The following is a 23,140-nucleotide window of genomic DNA, read 5'->3' as shown; positions in this document are numbered from 1 at the left end:
CGGCTCCTGCCGGGAAGTCGGACGAGGTGCGTGAACTGCTGACGAAACTCGAACAAGCATCGGCGCTGGACCGGGTGGGCGACCGGCTGCAACGCGCCGTCCAGGCCACCCTGCGTCCGCAGCGGGTCCGGGACGCGCTGCACGGCGTCTGGCTCGGCCACCCGCTGCATCCGGCGATGGTGCAGGTGCCGGTCGGCGCCTGGATCTCCGCCGCCGTGGTCGACCTGCTGCCCGGTCAGCGCCGGGCCGCCACGGCGCTGGTCGGGCTCGGCACGGTCAGCGCGGTGCCCGCCGCCGTGGCCGGGCTCAACGACTGGGCCAGCCTCACCCGCGACCAGCGCCGGGTCGGCCTGGTGCACGCCGCCTCCAACGTCGTCGGGGTGGCCCTCTACGGGGGCTCGCTGGCCGCCCGGCTGAACGGGCGGCACGGGCTGGGCAAGGCGCTGGCCTACCTGGGGCTCTCCGCGGCGAGTGCCGGGGCGTACCTGGGTGGGCACCTGGCGTACAAGCAGGGGGCGCAGACCACCCAGAGCGTCTCCGAGCTGCACCGGATGAGCGACGGCTGGCACTCGCTGGCCGACCTGGCCACCCTGCCGCAGCGGCAGCTGGTCACCCGCGAGGTGGACGACGTCTCGGTGATCCTCTACCGGCACGGCGACGACGTCACCGTGATGCTGGAACGCTGCCCGCACCAGAGCGGCCCGCTCGGCCAGGGCGAGGTGCAGGAGATCGACGGCCACGACTGCGTGGTCTGCCCCTGGCACGGCAGCGCGTTCCGGCTCAACGGTGGCGAGGTCGTGCACGGGCCGTCCGCGAACGACCAGCAGATCCTGCCGACCCGGGTGGTCGACGGGGTCCTGGAGACCCGCCTGCCCTGACTGAGCCCGCCGACCGCCGCCACCCGTGCCGCCGGGCAGTTTCAGCAGCTGACCGGGGCGGATCCGTCCGGTCCGGGTCGGTGAGCCGGTTGAGCCGGGCGTGCACCGGATGCCCGACCGGCTCAGCTATCCGGCCGCCGCCGGCACCTGGGCGCTGCTCAGGCTGACCGGCGCGGGACCGGCGCCCTGGCTGCGTGCCACGCTCGCCGGGCTGGGTCTCGCGCTCGGGTTCGCGGCGACGACCCTGCTGCTCGGCCGGCGCGGATTCGGGCTCGGCGACGCCAAGCTGGCGCTGAGCGTCGGGGCGCTGCTCGGCTGGTACGGCTGGCCGGTCCTGCTGGTTGGGCTGGTGCTGGCCTTCGCGCTCTCCGCGCTGGTCGCCCTCGGCCTGCTGGCCGCCCGCCGGGCCAACTGGTCCAGCCACCTGCCCTTCGGCCCGTTCCTGATCGCCGCGACCGCCCTGACTCTCCTCCTCACCCCGTGACCGCCCGGCGGGGCGTCAGCGGGGTGGCACGGGGCTGATGGCGAGGCGCGCCGCGCGGCGGACCTGCCAGCGCAGGGCCTCGGCGACCGGGCGGGCCGCCAGCGGGGTGACCAGCGCGCCGACCAGTACACCGAGGAGCAGGCCGGCGGCCACGTCGTGCGGGTAGTGCACGCCGATGAAGGTGCGGGAGAGCGCGGCGAGCAGGGCCAGCGGTGCGGCGACCAGTCCGATCCGGCGGTGCAGCAGCAGGGTCGCGGCGGCCAGGGCGCCGGCGATGGTGGCGTGGTTGCTGGGGAAGGACCAGTCACCCGTCGGTGGGCAGTGGGCGGCCACGATCACCAGATCGGCCGGGCTGCGACAGGGGCGGTCCTCGGCGACCAGGTCCTTGAGTCCCTCGCTGCCGCCGTACGCCAGCAGCACCGACACCGGGGCGGCCAGGGCGAGCGCCCGGCCCCAGATGTCGCCGCCGAGCAGCCGGGTCGCCGCCGCGAGCACCAGCAGCACGCCGAGCAGCAGGACCGCCCCCTCGGTGAAGTGGGTGGCGAACCAGTGCACCGGCGGCGGGGTGGCGTCGGCGAAGTCGACGATGTCGTGGTACCAGTCGACGCTGATGTCGGGAACGTCGGTCATAACGGTGTCAGTCATGAATCACCTCACCGTTTGTTCATACTCCGTTCACCTGGAGGTTGGGCGGGAATCCCCGGGAGGGGGCGGCTGGCTCAGTCGGCGGCGGCGGGGGTCGGCTCGGCGGGCTCGCGCTGCGCCGGCTGGGCGGCCACCCCGGACATCCGCTCGACCAGCGCCTCCAGTGCCTCGAAGGCGTACGCCCAGTTGTGGCACTTGAAGCTGCGCAGGCCCTCGATCGGAGTGCGGCAGTCGGCGCAGTACACCCCCGGGATCGCGTCCGGCACCTCGGTGTTGACGTACTTGCGCTCGCCGAGGATCACCCGGGCGATCATCGCCGGGTCATGCACGCCGTGCAGCGCCGAGGCCACGATGTCGTACCAGTTCACCCGCCGCCCGCACTTCGGGCAGTCCGGCTCGTCGCCGCTGACCCAGAGCGGCGCGCCGATGCTGCGCGCCGGCATGCCGAGCAGCTTCTCCAGCCGGCGTACGTCCGGCTCCGGCGTCGTCCAGCGGTGCCGGCCCGGCAGCGAGGCGGGCGAATCGTAGACGGCGCGGAACACGACCGGATCCACCTCCACGGTCTCGCGCTTGCTGGTCATGCGGAACCTCCTCGACGCTCGGTAGGCACCACCGTCCTACCAGGTGAATGGGTTGCGCAGCCGGATCATGGACACGACGGGTCAGCGGTGTGTCGCGCAGGTTGCTACACATCAGGGCGCGAGACGTCGACGGAGAGAACGCTGTCGTGACCGGTGAGCCGGCAACCACCCCGACCGAGGCCGAGTCGCGGCCGAACGTCGCCCGGATGTACGACTACTACCTGGGCGGCTGCCACAACTTCGCCGTCGACCGGGCCGCCGCTGAGCGCCTTGCAGGCCGTCGGCCCCACCGAGCCCGCCGTCCGTGCGGCGATCTTGGGCCTGAAGCTCGACCCGGCCGTCCATCAGGATGCCGCCGCGCCGGACGGCAAGGTCGGCGTGGCTCTGCAGACCACGCAGACGGCAACGCCGTTGCCCGGTTTTGACTGCTGCATCGGGCACGGGGCGGGCACGACTACGGCACCCATTTGGTTCGGTCAACTGCGCAGTTCGCAGGACGTTGACGGTAAGTCACTGGCTTGCTCTGGCATCCAGCGGAGAGACTCCCGATAGCTGATAACCGTCGAGCCAGGCCCATCCGTCGTAGATGATGCAGTCAGGCACTCGGACGAGCCGGAAGAAGATTGGGCTGACGAACTGAGCGCTCGCGGCCCTGGCGACATAGAGCAATCCCCGCGCCTTCTTCTGTACGAGCCGGCGAGTTCAGTCGGTGGAAGCATTTGCCTCGACGAGTTCGGTGAATATCTCGGAGGGCTTCTTCCAATCGTGGATCTTACGCGGTCGGTCGTTGATCTCGGAAGCCACCATCGCCAGATATTTGGGGTCGGAGGTGATTGGGACGCCCTTGGGGAAGTACTCCCGCAGGATCCGGTTGGCGTTCTCGTTGCTGCCGCGTTGCCAGGGTGAGTGCGGGCGGGCGAAGTACACCGGCAGCCCGGCGGCGGTGATCCGGGCGTGGCCGGCCATCTCCGACCCGCAGTCCCAGGTCAACGACCGGGCCAGCTGCGGCGGTAGGGTCCCGGCGGCGGCGATGATCGCGTCGCCGACGGTCAGGGCGTCCCGGCCGGTCAGCGGGACCAGGACCACGAACCGGGAGGTGCGCTCGACCAGCGTCGCTACCGCGCTCTTGCCTGCCTTGCCGATGACCAGGTCGCCTTCCCAGTGCCCGGGGACCTGCCGGCCCTCGACCTCGGCGGGGCGTTCGTCCAGGTAGCGCGGCTCACGGATCCGCGGCGCCGGCGCCGGACGGGCACCGCCACGCCGGGCCGTGCGGCCGGTACGCAGCCGGATCAACTCCCGCGCCAGAGTGGACACCGGCTGGGCATACACCCACTGGTAGATCGCCTCATGAGACACCCGGTAAGCCTGATCGTCGGGGTAGTCGAACGCCAGCCGACCCGCGATCGACGCCGGCGACCAACCCAGCCGCAGACGCTCGCGTACCACCTCCTGCAGGCCCGGCGCCCGCTCGACCGCCCACGTCTTCGGCCTGCACCGGGCGACCGCCGCCGCCGCGTCGGCCGCCGCGGCCCGGTACCCGGCCCGGCCACCGTGCCGGGCAACCTCCCGCGACACCACCGACGGATCCCGGCCGATCAGCACACCGATCTGCTTGTACTCCAGGCCTTCGGCCAGGCCACGGGATATCTCTTCACGGTCAGCCAAGGTCAATATTGCGCGCACGGCGGAACATCCTGTCCCACCGAACCATCAAGATCAAATGCTACGACCGGCTGAACCTGCCGCCCTGACCAGGACATTCGCGGCCTTGATCAGGATCGCTGACCTGCGTTTGAGTGGACCCAATGTGGCAGAACCCGAACCGCATTCACGCCGTTCAGGGGCCAGTTGTCACCCGTTACGGCGGTTCGGCGGCGGCTGATCGGCGAGTAGGTGGTCGCCCGCAAAGACGGTCCGACGTCGCCGCCCGAGGCGGGGTCAGCTGGAACCGTTGCCGCCGAGAAACATGGGCCGCTCGAAGAAGGTCTCCAGCACGACGATGGTCTGGGTGCCGGTGACGCCGTCGACGGCGAAGACTCGTCGCAGCACGGCCTGCAGCTCCTCGGTGGTCGAGGTGCGGATCTTCGCCAGCAGCGACGCCGACCCGGCGATGATGTGCGCTTCCTGGATCTCGGGTATAGCCGCCAGCGCGTCGCGGGTCGGCGGGTCGCCCATCCAGGCGCTTGCCTGCAGCATGACGTAGGACAGCACTCCGCGGCCGGCCGCAGCCGGATCGACGTCGACGGCAGTACGCCGGATGACACCGCGTTCGCGCAGCTTGCGCACCCGCTCATGGGCCGACCCAGCCGACAGCCCGACCGCCCGACCCAAGGACGCGTACGACTGCGTCGCGTCGACCTGCAGCTGCGCCAGCAAAGCCCGGTCGATGCCGTCCATACGCGCTCCAAGATGTGAAACGGACAACTCTGCTGTTGACCATATCAGATTCTGTGGGAAAGACTTCTTACCGAATCTCATTCTAGCAGCGAGGAGAGTTCGGTGGCTGAGACCATCCCTGCCCAGTTCCAGATGCTCGACGAGCGCTTCCGCTACTGCAACGGCGACTTCGTCGTCGAACGCCTGCACACCGGCTCACGCAAATCAGAGGGCCCGGCGTACTTCCCGGCCGGGCGCTACCTGGTCTGGAGCGACATCCCCAACGACCGGCTCATGCGCTGGGACGAGACCACCGGCGCAGTCGGCGTCCTGCGGCACGGCTCCGGTCACGCCAACGGCAACACCGTCGACCGCCAGGGCCGGCTCATCACCTGCGAGCAGGGCAACCGGCGGGTCACCCGCACCGAACACGACGGCACCGTCACCGTGCTCGCCGACCGCTACCAGGGCAAGCGGCTCAACAGCCCCAACGACGTCGTCGTACGTGCCGACGGCACGATCTGGTTCACCGACCCGAGCTACGGCATTGATGGCGACTACGAGGGCAACAAGGGCGACAGCGAGTTCGGTGGCGCCTGCTACGTGTTCCGCCTCGACCCGGCCACCGGCGACCTGCGAGTCGTCGCCGACGACTTCTGCCGGCCCAACGGTCTCGCTTTCTCCGCCGACGAGCAGCGGCTCTACATCGCCGACACCCGCCAGGAACCCAGTCACATCCGCGTCTTCCACGTCACCGCCGAAGGCGCCCTGACCGGCGGGAAGATCTTCGCCGAGTGCGACTTCGGACGCTTCGACGGCCTGCGTCTCGACGCCGACGGCCGGGTCTGGGCCGCGGCCTGGGACGGGGTGCACTGCTTCGACCCCGACGGCACCCTCATCGGCAAGCTGCTGCTGCCCGAGTCCGTCGCTAACCTCACCTTCGGCGGGCCGAAACGCAACCACCTGTTCATCACCGCCGCCACGAGCGTGTACACGCTGCGCGTCACCGTCAACGGCGCCCGTTATCCCGAGCCGACCCAGCAGGTGCGCCGATGAGCCACGCACACACTGCGCCAGCCGGATGGCAGCGACACATCGCCGAGGACCTGGCGGTGACAGCCGGGTTCGGCCCTGCGGTAGAGGCCGACCGGCGAGCACAGTTCCTCGTCGACCAGCTGATCACGGCGGCCATCGGGCCCTGGTCCTCGGCATCAGCGGGGCATCGATTCGGCTAGTGCCGGGCGCAGGTTGAGGTTGAGCCCATCGACGGCGCATGGCAGGCTCGTGCCCCATGATCGATGAATTCGGGAAAGAGTACCTGCACAGCGATTTGCGTGAGATCCGCGAGACGATGCTGTGGAAGCTCGATGGGTTGACCGAATACGACATCCGCCGCCCCCTGACCTTGACGGGGACCAACCTTCTCGGCCTGGTCAAGCACCTGTCGCTTTCGGAGTCCAGGTACTTCGGCGAGGTCTTCGACCGGCCGTTCCCCGAACCCCTGCCCCGGTGGGACGACCTCGGGGCGCGCGACGCCGACATGTGGGCGACCGAGCATGAGACGCGCGAGGAGATCACCGACCGTTACCGTCGCGTGTGGAAGCATTCGGACGCGACGATCAGCGCCCTCGCCATCGACTCGCCTGGCCACGTGCCGTGGTGGCCGCGCCCTGACGTGAAGCTGTTCAACATCCTGGTCCATGTGCTCACCGAGACCAGCCGGCATGCCGGACACGCCGACATCTTGCGCGAACAGCTCGATGGCTCTACAGGGACAGCAGCTAAGTACGCGAATTCGCAACGCGACGCGGCGCTCTGGGAAGCCCGGCGCACGAAGATCGAGCGGGCTGCCAAGGCGGCCGTCGCCAAGCCCGATCACGATGGTCCCATCAACGCACACAACTGAACCGCGACGATGCCGGGTCAACTGGTTCGACCGCCGCTATTGGCGGTCTGTCCTGGTGGGATGCGCCGGACCTGAGGTGAGATGGGCGCGGCCGATGGACGCCACCTCGCTGGCGGCGAAACTCAAGGAGCACGGCATCTGGGCGCCGGCCGCGCGGAACACCGCATCTTGTCTTCGGGCAGCACCGGGCGGGCGGCCGGCGCCGTCGGGCGCCCGGTCGCCGCGCGCCAGGTGAAGGGATGTGCGCGAGGTGAAGCGACGCGCATCGGATAAGGAACGCGGACAGGTCCAGCGACGTGCGCTGGGTGAAGGCACGACTGTTGTCGCTACTGGCCGTTCGTCGTCTCGACCCGGGCGATGAGCTGCTTGAGTCGCGCGATCTCCTCGGCGAGCGCGGCGTTGCCCGCCGCGGTGAGGGTGATCCAGGTCCGGCCGCGCCGCCCGGCGTAGCCCTTCTCGACCTCGACCAGACCGGCCGTCTCCAGCACGCCCAGGTGCTGGGAGAGGTTGCCGGCGGTCAGCTCCAACTGGGTGCGCAGGAACCCGAACTCCACCCGGCGCGCCTCGTGCGCGATGGTGAGGATGCCGAGCCGGACCCGCTGGTGCACCAGGTCGTCGATCCCGGTGACCGGATGCGCGGGTGCCGTCTCGTCCGGCTCCGGGGCGTCGACCGGGCCGGTCACCGGGGCCGCCGCAGCCGTTGCGCCAGCGCGAAGCCGGCGCTGCCCAGCAACAGCACGCCGCCGCTGATGAGCAGCATCGGTACGAACTGCGACTGGCCCCCCCAGTGGACCCCCCACCCGAAGTTGATCGGCACCAGCACCACCGCCAGGTACGCGATGGTGAACAGCAGCAGCGCGACGTGCCGCTCCAGCCAGGCCAGCACCAGCAGCGCCAGCCCGATCGCGCTGGTCGGCCCGAGCAGCCGGAACAGGAACTGGACGAAGGCGGACGGGTGGAGTAACGCCTGCGGGTCGGGGACGATCCAAGCCCCGGCGCCGGCTGCGTCGGCGGCGACCAGGACGACCGAGAGCGCGACACCGGTGAGCACGTACGGCAGCACCCGGGCGTCCACCCCCCGGGCCCGGGCGACCCGCAGGTACCCGCCGGCGATCACCACGTACGCCAGGACCGCCGCCGCCAGCCAGTAGAACTCCGCGGCCGCGAACCACACTTTGCACACCTGACCGTCGGCCACCGCGTGGCAGTCGCTGACGACCGGGTGACCGTACCGGTACGCCGGGATCGCCCCGAACGTCACCACGGCCAGCACCAGCAGCGGCAACCACGTCACCCGCTGGGCAAGACGAACCCGGCGTGCGAGGTCGCGCGCATCAGCCAGCAGCCGGCGTGGGTCACCGCCGGCAGGAACCGCATCGGAAGTCATGCCAACAGGTTTCCATAACAAACCGATTGGCGCTAGTAGCAGTGTTTGGTTTGGCAGGATCGGCGGATCAAGTTCGTCGGGCTGCGGATCACATTCGATGGGAACCGATACGTGCGATGAGACCGGCCTGAGCGCGGCATCTCGGTTGCACCAGCAAGCAACGGCCGGCATCCAGGGCATGTCCTCGGTGGCCTGGACGAGATAGCTCCCGAGGTAGAGGGGCCAACGACACCGGAGCATCCGCGTACTCCGCCCGTAGCTCCCGCTTCCGCGTCGGGCAGGGCCAGGGCAGGTCGCAGCCTCCGCAGCTCCAGACCGGCATGACCGGGCCATGAGTGGTCACCGCACACCGCCGAGGAACCGGGCGGTGATCGTCCGGGCCTGCCGGCTGGTCGCCCAATCCACCTGCCAGCACGGGTACGGAGTCAGCCGCGACCACCAGGCGCGGCAGCCGGCGCACATGCCATCGAGCCCCCGGACGTGCACCGCGAGGAGCCATGACCGTTGGCGACGGCCTGGACCTGGTCCTCGTCGACCCCTTGACCACCGGGCAATCAACATGCGGCGCTGACCTGCACCTTTGGCGGCCTTGACCTGCGACGACGGTCCCTCAACGTCCACGCTTGTAAGGCCGGACCCAAGCGCGAAATCGGGTTTCGATCCGCCGGTCGCCGGGCCGGTGCGAGACTGGGCGCGTGCCAGCCCCGCCGGCGCCCCAGCGTCGGTCGAGCCGACCCGGCAGGTGGAGAACATGTCCAACGACAATGGAATCCGTCCCTTCCGGCTCGACACGCCGGAAGAAGCGATCGCCGACATGCGTCGCCGGATCGCGGCCACGCGCTGGCCCAACCGAGAGCTGGTCACCGTCGCTCTCAGGGCGTGCAGATGGCGACGGTCCAGGAGCTGGCCCGCTACTGGACGACCGATCACGACTGGCGCGCGTTCGAGGCGAAGCTGAACGCCCTGCCGCAGTACACGACCTACATCGACGGCGTCGAGATCCACTTCATCCACGTGCGGTCGCAGCACGAGAACGCCCTGCCGCTGATCATGACGCACGGTTGGCCAGGCTCGGTCGTCGAGCTGCTCGGGGTCGTCGGCCCGCTCACCGACCCGACCGCGCACGGCGGCACCCCCGAGGACGCATTCCACCTGGTGCTGCCGTCCTTGCCGGGCTACGGCTTCTCGGGCGAGCCGACCGAGCTCGGCTGGGAGAACGGCCGCATCGCACGCGCGTGGGCGGAGCTGATGGACCGCCTCGACTACACGCGCTACGTCGCCCAAGGGGGCGACGTGGGCGCCGCCGTCACGGACGCGATGGGCCGCCAAGCACCCGAGGGACTGCTCGGCATCCACATCAACTTGCTCGCCGGGGCGATCGGTCTCAAGGACCAACTGCCGGCGGAGTCCGAGCAGGAACGCGCGGCGCACGACGCGCTCAACACGTTCACGATGGACGGCTTCGGCTACTTCCTGGAGCAGTCCACCCGGCCGCAGACGATCGGCTACTCCCTGCTGGATTCACCCGTCGGGCTGGCGGCCTGGATGCTCGACCACGACACGGACAGCTACTACAAGATCTCCCGCGCGTTCGTCGACGGCGAGCCCGTGGGCGGCCTCACCCGGGACAGCATCGTCGACAACATCACGCTGTACTGGCTGACGGGCACCGGCGCGTCGGCCGCCCGGTGGTACTGGGAATTTGGACGGTTCCTGGCCGCAGCCGGTGCGGCCGGCCAGGCCCCTCCGCCGGTCTCGGTTCCGGTCGGCTTCACGACGTTCCCCGGCGAGCTCTGGGCTGCCCCGCGCAGCTGGGTCGAGACGGTCTACCCCAACCTCACGTACTTCAACGAGGTCGACAAGGGTGGCCACTTCGCCGCCTGGGAGGAGCCGGAGCTCTTCTCCACCGAGGTGCGGGCCGCGTTCCGGCCGCTGCGGAAATCCTGAGCCCGCACCGGTTCGCGCGTGATCCTCCTGGTCGGTGAGCCGCCGCACGCGCGTCTAATTGCCGCCCCGTCAAGCGAAGGTTGACGCGGCGCTTCGCGACGAGGCCGTGGTGGGGATGCGGCGCGTGCCCCAGCCGGTTCGATCAGGTGCTTCGCGAGGACGGTCAGGACCGGGCGGGGCAGCCGTCGTCAGGTTGTCCCGGCAGAATCAAGCCATGCGGCGGGGAAAGGCCGGGAGAATCCTGGCGGTGTCGGGCACGATGCTCATGCTGATGACCGGGTGCGGTGGCTGGCAGGACGGCAAGGACCTGGCTCAGGCGAAGGAGCGCACCAGGGACGACGCGTGGCAGCAGACGCGCGACGTGCAGCGAATGATCGACTACGACCACGCCGACCGGGCCGACCTCTTCATCCGCTCTGCCGGACGAGTGAAGGGCGTCGAGGTGATGCAGGTCAGCGGATCGACACCCGACACGGGCGACGGCGTGGTCCTGGTGATTCGCGTGCACGGCCGCACCCCGATCGTCGACTCGTGGAATCGGCGCACTGGTGAGCAGTTGGTCCTGCAGCACTGCTTCCGGCTCGTCTACGACCGCACCGTCAGAGATGAACCGGTCGGCGCAGCCCATCCGGCCGACCTGGTGGAGTGCCCCACCACCGCACCGCTCAGCATTCCGGCGAGTCCCGAACTGCCCGCCGGCGCCCGCTGACGGCCAGGCTTCCTGGCGCTACCTGGGACCTACTGCTGTATTTCGCTGCTGTACTGGCCCTGATCGCGGTATCGATGAGCACGGTCAGGGCCTCTGACCTGCGGTGAGTGGGCCGCCAGGGACTCGAACCCTGAACCTATGGATTAAAAGTCCACAGCTCTGCCATTGAGCTAGCGGCCCCGCCCGCTCAGGCTACCGGAACCCGCTCGCTCGAGCCTTCCGGCTTCCCGCCGCCCGTCGATGTCCGACAGCCGACGTAGAAACCACCGCGCATGCGGGTGAGCCGTTCGACGATGGCCCAAGGTGCCGGGGCCGGCCAGGTGGGGGCCATGACCTTGTTGCGTACCGCCGTGCTGGCCGCGGCGACGCTGGCGACCGGGCTGATGGCGGGGCTCTTCTTCGCGTACTCGTGCTCGGTGCCGGGTCTGGCCGCGACCGACGACCGGAGCTTCGTCGGGACGCTGGCCCTGATCGGTGCCCTGCTGGCCCGCCGCGCCTGAGCCGCCGCGGCGGGACGCCGGTCGGGGCATGGGGCGGACGGCGGGGGGAACCGGGACGGGCGTGAGGATGAGCAGTACGCCTGCGGTGGCCGCGTCGAGCGAGGCGGTCGGCGCGGACGGCGTACGGCAGCCGGGCGGCGAGGTGCACGCCTGGCTGCCAGGGCAGAACCAGACCGTCTGCGGGCTCCCGCTCAGCCGGACCCGGCTGCGCCGCTTCCCGCACGTGCCGTTCGACTACGCCTCCACCGACGTGCTCACCGAGGCCGACCCGGTCGGCTACATCTGCCCGCGCTGCCTGGCCGCCACCCAGGGTCGCCGCCGGCAGGAGAAGAGCTGGGTACGCCAGTCGCCCCGGCCGTGACCGGTCCGGGGGTTGGAGTCCGGTTCAGCGGGTACCGCAGCCGATATGCGGATCGTGATCGTCGGGGCCAGCGGCAACGTGGGGACGGCGGTGCTGCGCCGGCTGCGTCAGGAGCCCGGGCTGGAGCTGGCCGGGGTGGCCCGCCGGCTGCCCGGGCCGGACGCCGGTGAGCCGTACGACCGGGTGGAGTGGCACTCCTGCGACGTCGGGGCGCCCGGCGCGGCCGACAAGCTCGCGGCGATCTTCGCCGGGGCCGGGGCGGTGGTCCACCTGGCCTGGCAGATCCAGCCCAGCCACGAGCAGCGCACCCTGCACGGGACCAACGTCGGCGGCAGCCGGGCGGTGATCGACGCGGTCCTCCGGGCCGGCGTCCCCGCCCTGGTGTACGCCTCCTCGGTCGGCACGTACGCGCCCGGCCCGAAGGACCGCCCGGTCAGCGAACGCTGGCCGGCGACCGGGGTGCCCGGGTCGTCGTACAGCCGGCACAAGGCCGAGGTGGAGGCGCTGCTCGACACGGTCGAGCGGGAGCACCCGGCGCTGCGGGTGGTCCGGCTGCGCCCGGGGCTGATCTTCCAGCGGGACGCCGGCACCGAGATCACCCGCTACTTCCTCGGCCCGCTGGCCCCGGTCCGTCTCCTGCGGTACGGCCGGATCCCGCTGGTCCCCACCAACCGCCGGCTGCGGATGCAGGCGGTGCACGCCGACGACGTCGCCGACGCGTACGCGAAGGCCCTGCTGGGTGAGGCGCGCGGTACCTTCAACGTCGCCGCGGACCCGGTGCTGTCCCCGGAGCTGGTGGCCCGGCACTTCCACGGCTGGACGGTGCCGGTGGCCGCCCCGGTGCTGCGGGTCGCGGCGGCGCTGACCTGGCGGGCGCGGCTGCAACCGGTCGACGCCGGCTGGGTGGAACTGGGGCTGAACGCGCCGCTGATGTCCAGCGCGCGCGCCGAGACCGAGCTGGGCTGGACGCCCAGGATCGACGCCCTGACCGCGCTCAAGGAACTCCTCGCCGGGATGGCGGACACCGCGCACACCGCCGCCCCGCCCATGTCGGCGGACCCGGACCTTCCCGGCCGCCCCGGCGCCCTCCTCAAGGCCCGCACCCCCGGCCACGGCAACCCCTACTGAGGTACGAAGCCGACCCGCCGAGGGTCAGGACAGCCGGGCGCCGAGGAAGAAGATGCCGGGGTGGCCCTTCGTCTCGAAGCCGTCGCTGGGATTGCGACGCAGCGTCGAACTCTCGATCCGCATCGTGCCGGTGCGGTTGTTGCTGACGAAGAAGATCGCGCCGCCGCCCTCGTTGGCGTGGTTGTCCTCGATGATGGTGCCGGCGATCCGCACGGTGAACTCGTTCCCGTCGCAGTAGATCGCGCCGCCGCTGCCGCCGCCCGGCGAGCCGGACTTCGCCGGGTTGGCGCCGGAACCGACCGCCTGGTTGTGCCGGAACACGCTGTTCAGCACCGTCCAGGAGACGCCGATGCTGCTGGTCGCCGCGCCGTTCGCGCAGACCCCGCCGGTGAAGGTGCTGTTCACGACGTAGACCGGCTTGTTCTCGTACTGGCTGAGCACCCGCAGCGCCGCGCCGCCCAGGTCCGGCCCGCTCCGGTCACAGCGGTTGTCCACGAAGCGGGAGTTGACCACCTTGAACCGCCCGCCGCGTACGAAGATCGCGCCGCCCCCGCCGCCCTCGGCCGTGATCCCGGTGGAGTTGCCGCCGGCGAAGGTGAGGTTCTGCACGGTGAGCTGCGGGTGGTCCTGGTTCTGGCAGTGCGAGGTGGTCCAGCCCTGCGCGCTGTCGCAGGTGTTCATGTAGAGGATCCGGCGCTGGCCCCCGCCGCTCAGGGTGACCTTGCCGCCGCCGTCCAGCACGATCTTCGGGCCGTTGGCGTTGCGGACCTTCGCGGTGGCGGTCATCCGGATGGTCACCGGGTCCGGCCCACAGTTGAACGTGATGATCCCGCCGGCCGCCACGGCCTTCACCACCGCGTCCGAGGTGCAGCTCGCGGCGGTGCCGGTGCCGATCCGCCGGGTCGGGTGCGAGGTGTCCACCGCCCGCGCCTCGGCGGGTACCGCGGCGCCGCCGTTCGGGTTGCCCGCCGTCAACGTCGCCTCGCCGCTCGACGGCTTCGGAGCGGTGCTCGGCTTCGAGGCGCCGAAGCCGGTCCGCCCGGTCGGGGTGGTCGAGGGTCCGGCGCCCGGCGCGGCGGCGGTACCGGCTGCCGGCACGGTCCCCGGGCGACTCCCGTCCGGATCGGCAGACCCGCACGCGGGCAGTGCCGCGATGACGACACCGAGGGCGAGCAGGGCGACAACCGGCTTCATGCGCACCGCTCGATGCTAGGAGCCCGTCCGCCACCACGACGAATCGCCACCCGATCCTTAACCCACGCCTAACCTCCGCCGCCCGCCGCGGGATTGGGTCAGGTGTGGGAGAGAGCGAAGGAGACGAGGAAGCCGAGGACGGTGATCAGGCCGACCAGGAGGTGGGCGTCCTCGAAGGCCTCGGGGACCATGGTGTCGGTGATCATCGCGAGGATCGCGCCCGCCGCCAGCGCGGTGATGGTGGCCAGTACCTCCGGCGGGGCGCCGCCGAGCAGCGTGTAGCCGGCCAGCGCCGCGGCGCCGCTGACCAGGGCGATCGCCGTCCAGAGCAGGAAGATGTACCGCGTGGAACGGCCGGCCTGGCGCATGCCGGCGGCGCTGGACAGGCCCTCCGGCACGTTGCTCAGGAACACCGCGATCACGGTGACCAGGCTGACCGGGCCGCCGGTGAGCAGGCTGGCACCGATCACCACCGACTCCGGTATGCCGTCCAGCAGCGCGCCGACCGCGATGGCGGAGCCGGAGCCGGGCTGCTCCTGTTCGGAGGGCTGCTCGTCGCCGGAGCGCTTGCGGTGCCGGGCCCCGCGCCGGGCCAGCAGGATGTTCGCCCCGGTGTACGCCAGCGCCCCGGCCGCCGCGCCGACCGTGGTGGGCAGCAGGCCGCCCTGCTGGTGCGCCTCGGCGATCAGCTCGAAGGAGACCGCGCTGAGCAGCACCCCGGCGCCGAACGCCATGATCGACGCGATGATCTTCCGGGGGATCCGGGCGAAGAACCCGGCGGCCGCCCCGATCAGCAGGGCGGACCCGGCCAGCAGACCCCAGGCACCCGCTTGCAACCACTCCGGCATTCGCAGGACCCTACCCGGGTGCCGGAGGGGAAAACGGACTCAGAAATCGGCGAACAGGTACGGCACCTCGCGGGGGAAGATGCGGCGCAGCTCGGCCGCCGCGTCCGCCGGCACGTCGCCGAGGCCGCGAATGTCGATCTCGGCCGGGTCGAGCACCCCGTACGCGAGGGCGGAGAGCCCGGCGGCGGTGAGCGTCGCGGTCGGGACGCCGCCCCCGGCGGAGTCGCCGGGCAGCAGTTCGAGCCGACCGGTGGCACCGTCGAGCAGGTGGGTCCCGCCCAGCCAGCGGTCGCCGACCAGGTCGATCCGGACCCGACCGGTCCCGGTCGGCAGGCCGGTCAGCGCGTCCAGGGAGAGCAGCCGGGCCATCGGTGCCGGCGACCCGGGCCGGGACACCCGCGCCTCGACGTGCACGGCCAGGTCGGTTAGCCACAGTTCGGGCAGTTCGTCGGCGGGGAGCTGGACCCGGATCCGCTCGACCTGGTCGACGTGCCGGGCGAAGAACTGCAGCAGCAGCGCCCGGGCGTAGGGGTCGACGGCGAGCAGGTCGTCGGCGATCAGCTCGCCGCCGTGGTCGTCGATCCGGTAGGTGACCGCCCCGGCCGTGCGCCCGTCGACCACGGCGGTGAGCAGCCAGCGGTCGTCCCGGTCGCGCAGCCCGACGGCCCGGAAGTCGGGGAAGACCGCGAAGCCGTGCCGCTCGTGCAGGCAGCGCTCGGTGAACGCGCGCCAGACCTGGTAGCCCGCCCCGATCCGCTCCCAGACCACCTCGCCGGGCAGGTCGGCGGCGAGCAGCGGGGCGAGGTCGGCGGGGGAGAAGACGGCGGTTCGCGCCCGGGGCAGCCCGACGTAGCCGAACCGCTCGTAGAACGACGCCCGGAACGGGTACAGGGCGGTGAGCGGGTGCCCCTCGTCGCGCATCTCGTCGAGGAGCTGGTGCAGCAGTGCCCGGACGTGGCCGCGCCGGCGGGCCAGCGGGTGGGTCGCCACCCCGGCGACGCCGGCCATCGGCAGGACGGCGCCGCGGAGGTTCTGCCGCATGGGGACCGCCGAGGCGGCGGCCACCGTCGTGCCGTTCTCCTCGGCGACCAGCGTCCGGTTGCCGGCGTTGTAGGGCAGGTAGTCGCGGAACTGCTCCACCCGGGCTGCGGCCAGCGGCGACGCCTCGAAGGCGTATGCCTGGAGCGGGAAGCTGGTGGTCAGGCGTTCTTCGGCCGCCAACCGACGGATGATCATTCCTCATCCCAACCCGGTCCGGTGACCGCCGCAACCGCTTTCGCCGGCCCGGGTGCCTGTCAGGCCGCGGCGACGTCGGAGACGATCACGGTGACGTTGTCCGGCGCGCCCGCCTGGTGGGCGAGCTTGACCAGCTGCTCACCGCAGTGCTGGCGGTCGCCATACGTGCCGAGCGCCGAGGCGATCGCGGTGTCCTCGGCGTAGTCGGAGAGGCCGTCGCTGCAGAGCAGCAGCCGGTCGCCGGGGAAGACGGTGAGCACCCCGATCGCCGGTGGCGCGTCCGAGCCCTGCACGGCGCGGGTGACCAGGGACCGCTGCGGGTGGTGCCGGGCCTGGTCGGGGGAGAGTGCCCCCTGGTCGACCAGCGCCTGGACGAAGGTGTCGTCCCGGGTGAGCTGGGTCAGCTCCCCGTCCCGCAGCAGGTAGCAGCGGGAGTCGCCGACCTGGGCGAGGACCAGGGTGTCGTCGGCGAGCAGGGCGGCGGTCAGGGTGGTGCCCATGCCGTCGCGGGCCGGGTCCACGGTGATGGCGGCCCGGATCCGCTGGTTGGCGGTGCTCACCACGGCCCGCAGCGCGTCGGCGGCCTCGTCGGAGACGGTCGGCGGGGTCAGCTCGTCCAGGATGCGGATGACGATCTCGCTCGCCACCTCACCGGCCGGGAGCCCGCCCATGCCGTCGGCCACCGCCACCAGGCGGTCACCGGCGAGGGCGGAGTCCTCGTTGTTGGTCCGGACGAGGCCGACGTCGTTGAGGATGGCCGAGCGGAGGATGAGCGTCATGGGTCCAGCTTGCCAAGAACACCCCGCCGCCGTCTCTATGCACTACTGCGTGTGGGTGTGAGAAATGATGCCGATGTCCATCGTGACGGTGATCGCCGGTGTCGCCGGGGTGCCCGACCCGGCCCGTACGACTGATTGGCGCCGCCCGTCTCCGCGCCGTCCGTCGGCTGACCGCGGTCACCCCCGCGGGTAGCGCAGCAGCAGGCTCGCCCACACCTCCTCGTCGCCGACGGCGGCATAGCTGTGCGGCACGTCGGACGTCCAGCGCAGGTGCCCGCCGGCCGCCGCGGTCAGCGGGTCGGCCACCGGCCCGGCGCGCAGCACGCCGGAGAAGACGGTGACGTGTTCGGTCACCCCGGCCTGGTGGGCGGGGGAGAGCTGTCCCGGGCCGGGTGCGACCCGCATCCGGTACAGCTCGTACGTCGCGTCGCTGTCGGTGAAGACCTCCAGCAGGGTGGCGCTCACCGCCGCGCCGCGTACGGTCGGCGTCTCGGCGGGCCCGGAGAGGACGGCGGTGAGCGGCACGCCGAGCTGCGCGGTGACCGCGTACAGGGTTTCCAGGGTCGGGTTGCGGGTGCCGTTCTCCAGGCCGGAGAGGGTGGCCTTCCCGACGCCGGCCAGCCGGGCCAGGGTGGAGAGCGAGATCCCCCGCTCCTCGCGCAGGGCACGGACCCGCGGGCCGACCGTTCCGGGTGCGGGATCACGAGCTGGTGGGGGCGACGCCATGCCGCTATGGTGCTACACGTCATCGTTCCGTAAACGGAACGACTGGTGGAGGGTGAGCGGATGGCGGGCCGACTGCAACCGGTGCTGGCCGGGATCGTGACGGCCCTGGTGGGCTTCGCCAGCTCGTTCACCGTGGTCCTGGCCGGGCTGCGGGCGGTCGGCGCCGATGACGCGCAGGCCGCCTCCGGGCTGCTGGTGCTCTGCGTGGCGGCCGGCCTCTGCGCGGTCTGGCTCGGGCTGCGACACCGACTGCCGATGGCCGTCGCCTGGTCCACCCCGGGCGCGGCGCTGCTGGTCGCCACCGGTCCGGTGCCCGGGGGCTGGCCCGCGGCGGTCGGCGCGTTCCTGGTCGCCGGCCTGCTGATCGCGGCGGCCGGGCTGATCCCCGCGCTCGGCCGGGCGGTGGCCGCGATCCCCGCGCCGATCGCCAGCGCGATGCTCGCCGGGGTGCTCCTGCCGCTCTGCACCGCGCCGGTGCGGGCGCTGGTGGAGGTGCCCCGGCTGGCCGGTCCGGTGGTGCTCACCTGGCTGGTGCTGCACCGCTTCGCCCGTCGCTGGGCGGTGCCGGCCGCGCTGGCGGTGGCGGCGGTGGCCATCGCGCTCACCATCCCCGCCCCCGGGCCCGGCCGCCTGCACCTGGCGCCCGCCGTCGAGGTGACCACGCCGGCCTGGACGGTGCCGGCGATCATCGGGCTCGCGCTGCCGCTCTTCCTGGTCACCATGGCCGCGCAGAACGTACCCGGGATGGCGGTGCTCGCCGGCTACGGCTACCGGGCGCCGCTCGGTTCCGCCCTCCGGGTCACCGGGCTGGCCAGCGCGCTCGGCGCGCCGGCCGGCGGGCACGCGGTGAACCTTGCCGCGATCACCGCCGCGCTGGCCGCCGGCCCGGACGCCCACCCGGACCCGGACCGCCGCTGGATCGCCTCGGTCACCGCCGGGATCGGCCTGGCGCTGCTCGGCCTGGGGGCCGGCGTGGCGACCGCCCTGGTGCTGCTCTCGCCGCCGATCCTGGTGGCGGCGGTGGCCGGGCTCGCGCTGCTCGGCGCGCTGGCCGGCGCGGTATCGGCGGCCGTCGCCGAACCGGACGCGCGGGAGGCGGCCGTGGTGACCTTCGTGGTGACCGCGTCCGGGGTCAGCCTGCTGGGGGTGGGCGGCGCGTTCTGGGGGTTGGTCGCCGGCTGGCTGATCCTGCTGCTGTTCCGTCGCCGCCGTGCCGTCCCCGACCCCCGACCCGAGCCCGGTGCGGCCGACGCCCCGGAGGCAAAGCGGGTCGTGCCGGCCCGGTGAGCGCGGGCGGTCAGGAGCAGATCCGCTTCGGAGCGGTGGCACCGGGGCGCAGCCGGAGGCGTACGACATGCCCGGCCGGGTCGCGGAACTCCGCCTCGGTGGGCGAGACGAGGTGCACCTCGCCGTCCTGGGCCGGGTTTCCCCACAGCCAGCGCCGACAGGGCCAGCGCGGCCGTCAGCGACACGACTGTTCTCCTCATCCGGACCCCCGTTCGCCCCGCCGCCGGGTGCGACGCCTCCCGCGTGTCGAGGACGACGAGGACGTGGGTGACTTCCGGGTCGTCGTCGTCCGCGCCCCACCAGCCCCGGACGAAGCCGGGGCTCTGCCGGGTCACCTCGGCCATGTGGGTGAACTGGGCCGTCCGCTCCTCCGGGCCTGCCGGCGTGCCGCGCTGCTCTCCGATCACCATCCACATCCCGCCTACGGTAGGGGATTCGCGGTGATTCATCGACGACATCAGCTCTGTAGCGTGCCCGAGGAGTGCGGCCGCCCGCCTCACTCCTCGGCGGGCAGCTCCGCGGCGGCGACGTCGAGGCGTACCTGGTCGCCGGTGACGGTGGCGATCCGGTCGGCGAGCACGTAGACCGCGCCGGTCCGGGCCAGCTCGGTCGAGACCTTCAGGTAGCCGCTGCGCAGCAGCCGGGCGGCCAGGTCGGCCGGTACGTCCGGTTCCTCGACCGCCGCCGACTCGATCAGCTCGTCGAGGCTGCTGCCCGGGTCGGCGGTGGGCGTCTGGACGGTCACCGCGATCGGGTCGCCGCGTTGGACGAGATCCACCGTGCCGACCTCCATGCCGGTCGCGTCGACCACCCGCATGCCGGTGGTGACCCGGGAGATGGCGGCCTGCTGCTGCGTACCCTGCTGGTTCATTCAGGCGCGGTTCCCGGGCCGCCCCTGGGCTAAACGGACGGGGTCCAGCCGCTCGACGGGCGGGGCGAGAGCTCGCGCCAGCCGTCCGGCCCCTCCAGCAGCGCCCGGACCGTCTCCTCGGCCTCCTCGGCGCTGGCGTACTCGTAGAACTGGGAGACCCCCTCGGCGCCGCCGGCCCGCTGCTCGACGTGCCAGCGGTCCCCGTCCACCCGGAGGAAGACGTCCCGCCGGGCCAGTCGCCCCCATTTCCCGTTCCACCAGTGCCTGCGCTGCTCCATGGCGGGACTCTATCGAACATGTGTACGACATGTGCCGGCCCCTGCGGGAATCCCGCAGGGGCCGATGTGCAGTCGGTACGTCAGCGGCCGACCGGCGGTTCGTTCCGTCGGCCCAGCACGTCGTCCAGCGCGCCCCGCTGCTGCCCGGGCGTGGTGTGACCACCGGCGACCAGGGCGTCCCGGATCTCGGTGAGCAGCTTGACCTCCTCGCTCGGCGCGGCCGGCGGCGGCTCCTCGCCCCGCTTGCGCCGCTCGGCCAGCCGGTTCATCGGGAACACGACCAGGAAGTAGAGCGCCGCCGCGGTGAGCAGGAAGGTGATCACCGCGTTGACGAAGGCCACCCAGTCGAACGGGATCTCCCCGCGGAACTTCGGAATGGTCCCGCCGATGCCTTTGTCGCTGCCGGTGATCAGCAGGATCATGACCCGGACCAGCGGTTCCAGGAACGACTTGGTGAGCTGGGTGACCACGCCGGTGAACGCGGCGCCGATGACGACACCGACCGCCAGGTCGACGACGTTGCCGCGCATGATGAAGTCTTTGAAGCCCTTGAGCATCCGTACTCCCGTACTGTCCGATTCTGCGGTCCGGGACAACCTATGCCCCCGAGGGCAGCTCCAGAAAAGCACCGGCCTCGATCGCCGCGCGCGCCGGATCGCCGTCCCGGATCGCGGCCACGAGTCGACCGTGGTCGACGTACCGCTCGGGCGCCAGCGCGCCGCCCATGGCCTGCGCGACGGTGCTGCGCAGCGCGGTGCCGACCGAGGCGTACAGCTCGGCGAGCATGGTGTTGTGCGCGGCGGCGACCACCGCGGTGTGCAGCGCCGCGTCCGCCTCGACGAACTCGTCCACCCGGCCGGAGCGCCACGCGGCCTCCCGGGTGGCGAGGGCGTCGTCGAGCGCCGCCAGGTCCGCAGGTGTTCGCCGCCGCGCGGCGAGCCGGGCCGCCTCCACCTCGAAGGCGCGGCGCACCTCGACCACCTCGGCCATCCGGTCGTCGGTGAGCCGACGGGCCACCACCGGGGCCAGCTCGTCGGTCGACACCACGTACGTCCCGGAGCCCTGACGGCACTCCAGCACGCCGGCGTGGACCAGGGCGCGGACCGCTTCGCGGACGGTGTTCCGCCCCACCCCGAGCGCTGCGACGAGCTGCGGCTCGGTCGGGATCCGGCCGCCCACCGGCCACTCGCCGCCGAGGATCCGGGCCCGGAGCTGCGCGATGGTCTGCCGCACCCGGTGGCCGCGCGGCGGCACGGCGAGGGAATCGACCGCCGGTGTCACCGGTTACACCTGCTGCCGAAATTCATCCCATGATTGTAGGTTCGAGGTCATGACCCCGCCACCCACCACCGACGTGACGCCCGGCCCGGCGCCGGCCGCCGCGCCGACCCGGCCCCCGTCGCCCGCCACCGGCGGCGCGCTGGTGCTGGTGGGCATGCTGCTGGTCGCGCTCAACCTGCGGGCCGCGGTGACCAGCCTCGGCGCCCTGCTCGACGAGGTACGCGGCGGTCTGGGCCTCTCCGGCGCGATGGCCGGCTTCGTCACCACCCTGCCCACCATCGCCTTCGCCGGCCTCGGCGCGCTCACCCCGTGGCTGGTCCGCCGGTACGCGCCGGCCCGGGTCCTGGTCGTGGCCATGCTCGCGCTCACCGTCGGACAGGTGCTCCGGGTGGCGACCGACTCCGCCCTGCTCTTCGTGCTCACCAGCGCGCTGGCGCTGGCCGGCATCGCGGTGGCGAACATCCTGCTGCCGATGCTGGTCAAGCAGCACTTTCCGCACCGCACCGGGCTGGTCACCGGGGCGTACACGATGGCGTTGACCATCGGCACGACGGTGGCCGCCGCGTCCGCGGTGCCGGTCGCGCACGCCTTCGGCTCCTGGCGGGCCGGACTGGGCGTCTGGGCCGGGATGGCCGCGGTGGCCGTACTCCCGTGGGTGCCGCTGGCGCTGCGGGCCCGCGCCGCGCGGCGGACGGCGACCCCGGCGGCGGCGGTCGCCACCCCGACCCGGATCCGGCCCGGGCGGACCCGGCTGGGTTGGGCGATGGCGGTCTACTTCGGGGCGCAGTCGCTCAGCGGGTACGCGATCATGGGCTGGTTGGCCCAGCTCTTCCGGGACGCCGGATACCGCGCCGAGGCCGCCGGCCTGCTGCTGGCCGGGGTGACCGCGCTCGGCGTGCCGGTCGCGCTGGTGATGCCGACCCTGGCCGGCCGGCTGCGCACGCTGCGACCGCTGGTGCTCTCGCTGACCGCCGCGTCCACGGCGTCCTACGTCGGCCTGGCGCTCGCGCCGCACGGCCTCGCGCCGCTCTGGGTGCTGCTGCTCGCCCTCGGCCAGGGCGCCTTCCCGATGATCCTCACCACCATCGGGCTGCGCGCCCGCACCGCCGAGGGCACCGTGGCGCTGTCCGCGTTCGCGCAGAGCACCGGTTACGTGATCGCCGCGCTCGGCCCGCTGCTGGTCGGCATCCTCTACGAGACCACCGGGGGCTGGACCGCGCCGCTCGGGTTCCTCCTCGGCGCGCTCGCCATGCAGACGACGGCGGGCATGGTGATCGCCCGTCCCCGCTACATCGAGGACGAGCGCTGAGGGGGAACGATCAGGAAGAGGCCGGCGTCGGGTCGCCCGCGACGGCCTGCTCCACCGTCGGGTACGTGTGCAGCACCTCGACCAGCCCGCTGACCTCCAGGATGCGCAGCACCCCGCGCTGCGGGGCGGCCAGCCGGACCACGCCGCCCGCCTCGTCGCAGCTGTTCTTGGCGCGGACGAACACCGACAGCCCGGTGGAGTCGCAGAACGACACGTTCGCCAGGTCGAAGACGAGGCGGCTGCGTCCCTTGTCCAGCAGATCCGTGATCTGGTCCTGCAGCTGCGGTGCCGTTGCCATGTCCAGCTCGCCCGCGACCGACACGACGACCACGTCGCCGCGCTGTTCCGTGTGCACCGTCAGGGACATTCGTCAACCTCCTGTTTTCGCTGGAACGGTATCCCACGAAGCGGCGGATACGCCGAACGGGA

At 72.1% G+C, this 23,140-nt stretch carries 25 protein-coding genes, 1 tRNA gene and 4 pseudogenes; 12 read left to right on the top strand and 18 right to left on the bottom strand.

What is annotated here, in order from left to right:
- The first annotated feature begins 26 nt into the window (after positions 1 to 26).
- Together SLP03_RS18870 and SLP03_RS18865 are read left to right on the top strand one after the other, a co-directional pair.
- A complete protein-coding gene (locus SLP03_RS18870) occupies positions 27 to 878 on the top strand; it encodes a Rieske 2Fe-2S domain-containing protein (RefSeq protein WP_319461919.1) in 852 nt (283 codons plus the stop codon).
- Positions 879 to 966: 88 nt separating this feature from the next.
- Positions 967 to 1,362: pseudogene (locus SLP03_RS18865) on the top strand (prepilin peptidase); the annotation flags it as partial.
- A 15-nt stretch (positions 1,363 to 1,377) separates the two neighbouring features.
- Here SLP03_RS18865 and SLP03_RS18860 read toward each other — a convergent pair.
- Complete coding sequence (locus tag SLP03_RS18860) at positions 1,378 to 2,007, bottom strand: phosphatase PAP2 family protein (protein WP_319461918.1); 630 nt, start codon at positions 2,005 to 2,007, stop codon at positions 1,378 to 1,380.
- 74 nt (positions 2,008 to 2,081) lie between these two features.
- Positions 2,082 to 2,588, bottom strand: coding sequence for a hypothetical protein (locus SLP03_RS18855; protein WP_319461917.1), 507 nt, complete (start codon positions 2,586 to 2,588; stop codon positions 2,082 to 2,084).
- 146 nt (positions 2,589 to 2,734) lie between these two features.
- On the opposite strand from SLP03_RS18855, the pseudogene SLP03_RS31685 reads away from it, so the two are divergent.
- A pseudogene (locus SLP03_RS31685) lies at positions 2,735 to 2,875 on the top strand (SAM-dependent methyltransferase); the annotation flags it as partial.
- A 415-nt stretch (positions 2,876 to 3,290) separates the two neighbouring features.
- On the opposite strand, the gene SLP03_RS18845 reads toward SLP03_RS31685, so the two are convergent.
- On the bottom strand, positions 3,291 to 4,253 hold the full coding sequence (locus SLP03_RS18845; RefSeq protein ID WP_319461915.1) for an IS30 family transposase: 963 nt from the start codon (positions 4,251 to 4,253) through the stop codon (positions 3,291 to 3,293).
- A gap of 273 nt (positions 4,254 to 4,526) precedes the next feature.
- Complete coding sequence (locus SLP03_RS18840; protein WP_319461914.1) at positions 4,527 to 4,985, bottom strand: Lrp/AsnC family transcriptional regulator; 459 nt, start codon at positions 4,983 to 4,985, stop codon at positions 4,527 to 4,529.
- A 102-nt stretch (positions 4,986 to 5,087) separates the two neighbouring features.
- Between SLP03_RS18840 and SLP03_RS18835 the strand changes: the two genes are divergently transcribed.
- Positions 5,088 to 6,020, top strand: a complete 933-nt coding sequence (locus SLP03_RS18835) for an SMP-30/gluconolactonase/LRE family protein (protein WP_319461913.1) — start codon at positions 5,088 to 5,090, stop codon at positions 6,018 to 6,020.
- Positions 6,021 to 6,255: 235 nt separating this feature from the next.
- Positions 6,256 to 6,870, top strand: a complete 615-nt coding sequence (locus SLP03_RS18830) for a DinB family protein (protein ID WP_319461912.1) — start codon at positions 6,256 to 6,258, stop codon at positions 6,868 to 6,870.
- A gap of 326 nt (positions 6,871 to 7,196) precedes the next feature.
- Here SLP03_RS18830 and SLP03_RS18825 read toward each other — a convergent pair whose 3' ends face one another.
- The 3 genes and pseudogenes from SLP03_RS18825 to SLP03_RS18815 form a co-directional block, all read right to left on the bottom strand.
- On the bottom strand, positions 7,197 to 7,553 hold the full coding sequence (locus tag SLP03_RS18825; RefSeq protein ID WP_319461911.1) for a transcriptional regulator: 357 nt from the start codon (positions 7,551 to 7,553) through the stop codon (positions 7,197 to 7,199).
- On the bottom strand, positions 7,550 to 8,164 hold the full coding sequence (locus SLP03_RS18820) for a hypothetical protein (protein ID WP_319461945.1): 615 nt from the start codon (positions 8,162 to 8,164) through the stop codon (positions 7,550 to 7,552). Before SLP03_RS18820 ends, SLP03_RS18825 begins: the two co-directional genes overlap by 4 nt.
- Before the next feature lie 249 nt (positions 8,165 to 8,413).
- Positions 8,414 to 8,600: pseudogene (locus SLP03_RS18815) on the bottom strand (hypothetical protein); the annotation flags it as partial.
- Between the two features lie 408 nt (positions 8,601 to 9,008).
- Here SLP03_RS18815 and SLP03_RS18810 point away from each other — a divergent pair.
- Both SLP03_RS18810 and SLP03_RS18805 read left to right on the top strand, forming a co-directional pair.
- A pseudogene (locus tag SLP03_RS18810) lies at positions 9,009 to 10,204 on the top strand (epoxide hydrolase family protein).
- A gap of 247 nt (positions 10,205 to 10,451) precedes the next feature.
- On the top strand, positions 10,452 to 10,913 hold the full coding sequence (locus SLP03_RS18805; RefSeq protein WP_319461910.1) for a hypothetical protein: 462 nt from the start codon (positions 10,452 to 10,454) through the stop codon (positions 10,911 to 10,913).
- Between the two features lie 108 nt (positions 10,914 to 11,021).
- Here SLP03_RS18805 and SLP03_RS18800 read toward each other — a convergent pair.
- Positions 11,022 to 11,093, bottom strand: a tRNA-Lys gene (locus SLP03_RS18800).
- A gap of 149 nt (positions 11,094 to 11,242) precedes the next feature.
- On the opposite strand from SLP03_RS18800, the gene SLP03_RS18795 reads away from it, so the two are divergent.
- The 3 genes from SLP03_RS18795 (at position 11,243) to SLP03_RS18785 (ending at position 12,902) form a co-directional block, all read left to right on the top strand.
- Positions 11,243 to 11,413 (top strand): hypothetical protein, encoded by a 171-nt coding sequence (locus SLP03_RS18795; RefSeq protein WP_319461909.1) that lies wholly within the window; start codon positions 11,243 to 11,245, stop codon positions 11,411 to 11,413.
- Between the two features lie 67 nt (positions 11,414 to 11,480).
- Complete coding sequence (locus SLP03_RS18790; protein ID WP_319461908.1) at positions 11,481 to 11,774, top strand: hypothetical protein; 294 nt, start codon at positions 11,481 to 11,483, stop codon at positions 11,772 to 11,774.
- Between the two features lie 45 nt (positions 11,775 to 11,819).
- Positions 11,820 to 12,902 carry an NAD-dependent epimerase/dehydratase family protein gene (locus SLP03_RS18785; RefSeq protein WP_319461907.1) on the top strand — a complete coding sequence of 361 codons (1,083 nt, stop codon included), beginning with the start codon at positions 11,820 to 11,822 and terminating at the stop codon, positions 12,900 to 12,902.
- Positions 12,903 to 12,926: 24 nt separating this feature from the next.
- On the opposite strand, the gene SLP03_RS18780 is transcribed toward SLP03_RS18785, so the two are convergent.
- The 5 genes from SLP03_RS18780 to SLP03_RS18760 all read right to left on the bottom strand — a co-directional run bounded on the left by SLP03_RS18780 (position 12,927) and on the right by SLP03_RS18760 (position 17,685).
- Positions 12,927 to 14,096, bottom strand: coding sequence for a hypothetical protein (locus tag SLP03_RS18780; RefSeq protein WP_319461944.1), 1,170 nt, complete (start codon positions 14,094 to 14,096; stop codon positions 12,927 to 12,929).
- A gap of 98 nt (positions 14,097 to 14,194) precedes the next feature.
- Positions 14,195 to 14,944: a ZIP family zinc transporter gene (locus SLP03_RS18775; protein WP_319461906.1), complete on the bottom strand. Its 750-nt coding sequence runs from the start codon at positions 14,942 to 14,944 to the stop codon at positions 14,195 to 14,197.
- A gap of 39 nt (positions 14,945 to 14,983) precedes the next feature.
- Positions 14,984 to 16,180: an enhanced intracellular survival protein Eis gene (gene eis / locus SLP03_RS18770; RefSeq protein WP_319461905.1), complete on the bottom strand. Its 1,197-nt coding sequence runs from the start codon at positions 16,178 to 16,180 to the stop codon at positions 14,984 to 14,986.
- Positions 16,181 to 16,239: 59 nt separating this feature from the next.
- Complete coding sequence (locus SLP03_RS18765) at positions 16,240 to 16,959, bottom strand: PP2C family protein-serine/threonine phosphatase (protein ID WP_319461904.1); 720 nt, start codon at positions 16,957 to 16,959, stop codon at positions 16,240 to 16,242.
- A gap of 177 nt (positions 16,960 to 17,136) precedes the next feature.
- Entirely contained in the window at positions 17,137 to 17,685 is a 549-nt protein-coding gene (locus SLP03_RS18760; protein WP_319461903.1) for an XRE family transcriptional regulator, read from the bottom strand.
- Between the two features lie 60 nt (positions 17,686 to 17,745).
- Between SLP03_RS18760 and SLP03_RS18755 the strand changes: the two genes are divergently transcribed.
- On the top strand, positions 17,746 to 18,972 hold the full coding sequence (locus SLP03_RS18755) for a benzoate/H(+) symporter BenE family transporter (protein WP_319461902.1): 1,227 nt from the start codon (positions 17,746 to 17,748) through the stop codon (positions 18,970 to 18,972).
- A gap of 496 nt (positions 18,973 to 19,468) precedes the next feature.
- Here SLP03_RS18755 and SLP03_RS18750 read toward each other — a convergent pair whose 3' ends face one another.
- From SLP03_RS18750 to SLP03_RS18735, 4 genes are all read right to left on the bottom strand, one after another.
- Positions 19,469 to 19,843: a hypothetical protein gene (locus tag SLP03_RS18750; RefSeq protein ID WP_319461901.1), complete on the bottom strand. Its 375-nt coding sequence runs from the start codon at positions 19,841 to 19,843 to the stop codon at positions 19,469 to 19,471.
- A gap of 29 nt (positions 19,844 to 19,872) precedes the next feature.
- Positions 19,873 to 20,121, bottom strand: a complete 249-nt coding sequence (locus SLP03_RS18745) for a hypothetical protein (RefSeq protein ID WP_319461900.1) — start codon at positions 20,119 to 20,121, stop codon at positions 19,873 to 19,875.
- A gap of 80 nt (positions 20,122 to 20,201) precedes the next feature.
- Positions 20,202 to 20,678 carry a large conductance mechanosensitive channel protein MscL gene (gene mscL, locus SLP03_RS18740; protein WP_319461899.1) on the bottom strand — a complete coding sequence of 159 codons (477 nt, stop codon included), beginning with the start codon at positions 20,676 to 20,678 and terminating at the stop codon, positions 20,202 to 20,204.
- A gap of 40 nt (positions 20,679 to 20,718) precedes the next feature.
- On the bottom strand, positions 20,719 to 21,402 hold the full coding sequence (locus SLP03_RS18735; RefSeq protein ID WP_319461898.1) for a FadR/GntR family transcriptional regulator: 684 nt from the start codon (positions 21,400 to 21,402) through the stop codon (positions 20,719 to 20,721).
- A gap of 49 nt (positions 21,403 to 21,451) precedes the next feature.
- Between SLP03_RS18735 and SLP03_RS18730 the strand changes: the two genes are divergently transcribed.
- Entirely contained in the window at positions 21,452 to 22,711 is a 1,260-nt protein-coding gene (locus SLP03_RS18730) for an MFS transporter (RefSeq protein ID WP_319461897.1), read from the top strand.
- Positions 22,712 to 22,721: 10 nt separating this feature from the next.
- Here SLP03_RS18730 and SLP03_RS18725 read toward each other — a convergent pair whose 3' ends face one another.
- Complete coding sequence (locus SLP03_RS18725; protein WP_088976933.1) at positions 22,722 to 23,078, bottom strand: STAS domain-containing protein; 357 nt, start codon at positions 23,076 to 23,078, stop codon at positions 22,722 to 22,724.
- Positions 23,079 to 23,140: the final 62 nt, after the last annotated feature.

Source organism: Micromonospora sp. RTP1Z1, assembly GCF_033804685.1.
In the GTDB taxonomy this organism is placed as follows: domain Bacteria; phylum Actinomycetota; class Actinomycetes; order Mycobacteriales; family Micromonosporaceae; genus Micromonospora.
Note: the sequence above shows the minus strand (reverse complement) of the source record. Positions and strands in the feature narration are given on the sequence as shown.

What these genes read in the sequence shown, in the direction of transcription:
- SLP03_RS18860 (WP_319461918.1), bottom strand. Translation starts at nt 2,007, where the DNA reads ATGACTGACACCGTTATGACCGACGTTCCCGACATCAGCGTCGACTGG.
- SLP03_RS18855 (WP_319461917.1), bottom strand. Translation starts at nt 2,588, where the DNA reads ATGACCAGCAAGCGCGAGACCGTGGAGGTGGATCCGGTCGTGTTCCGC.
- SLP03_RS18840 (WP_319461914.1), bottom strand. Translation starts at nt 4,985, where the DNA reads ATGGACGGCATCGACCGGGCTTTGCTGGCGCAGCTGCAGGTCGACGCG.
- SLP03_RS18830 (WP_319461912.1), top strand. Translation starts at nt 6,256, where the DNA reads ATGATCGATGAATTCGGGAAAGAGTACCTGCACAGCGATTTGCGTGAG.
- SLP03_RS18795 (WP_319461909.1), top strand. Translation starts at nt 11,243, where the DNA reads ATGACCTTGTTGCGTACCGCCGTGCTGGCCGCGGCGACGCTGGCGACC.
- SLP03_RS18790 (WP_319461908.1), top strand. Translation starts at nt 11,481, where the DNA reads ATGAGCAGTACGCCTGCGGTGGCCGCGTCGAGCGAGGCGGTCGGCGCG.
- SLP03_RS18785 (WP_319461907.1), top strand. Translation starts at nt 11,820, where the DNA reads ATGCGGATCGTGATCGTCGGGGCCAGCGGCAACGTGGGGACGGCGGTG.
- SLP03_RS18780 (WP_319461944.1), bottom strand. Translation starts at nt 14,096, where the DNA reads ATGAAGCCGGTTGTCGCCCTGCTCGCCCTCGGTGTCGTCATCGCGGCA.
- SLP03_RS18775 (WP_319461906.1), bottom strand. Translation starts at nt 14,944, where the DNA reads ATGCCGGAGTGGTTGCAAGCGGGTGCCTGGGGTCTGCTGGCCGGGTCC.
- eis (WP_319461905.1), bottom strand. Translation starts at nt 16,180, where the DNA reads ATGATCATCCGTCGGTTGGCGGCCGAAGAACGCCTGACCACCAGCTTC.
- SLP03_RS18765 (WP_319461904.1), bottom strand. Translation starts at nt 16,959, where the DNA reads ATGACGCTCATCCTCCGCTCGGCCATCCTCAACGACGTCGGCCTCGTC.
- SLP03_RS18760 (WP_319461903.1), bottom strand. Translation starts at nt 17,685, where the DNA reads ATGGCGTCGCCCCCACCAGCTCGTGATCCCGCACCCGGAACGGTCGGC.
- SLP03_RS18755 (WP_319461902.1), top strand. Translation starts at nt 17,746, where the DNA reads ATGGCGGGCCGACTGCAACCGGTGCTGGCCGGGATCGTGACGGCCCTG.
- SLP03_RS18750 (WP_319461901.1), bottom strand. Translation starts at nt 19,843, where the DNA reads ATGAACCAGCAGGGTACGCAGCAGCAGGCCGCCATCTCCCGGGTCACC.
- SLP03_RS18745 (WP_319461900.1), bottom strand. Translation starts at nt 20,121, where the DNA reads ATGGAGCAGCGCAGGCACTGGTGGAACGGGAAATGGGGGCGACTGGCC.
- mscL (WP_319461899.1), bottom strand. Translation starts at nt 20,678, where the DNA reads ATGCTCAAGGGCTTCAAAGACTTCATCATGCGCGGCAACGTCGTCGAC.
- SLP03_RS18730 (WP_319461897.1), top strand. Translation starts at nt 21,452, where the DNA reads ATGACCCCGCCACCCACCACCGACGTGACGCCCGGCCCGGCGCCGGCC.
- SLP03_RS18725 (WP_088976933.1), bottom strand. Translation starts at nt 23,078, where the DNA reads ATGTCCCTGACGGTGCACACGGAACAGCGCGGCGACGTGGTCGTCGTG.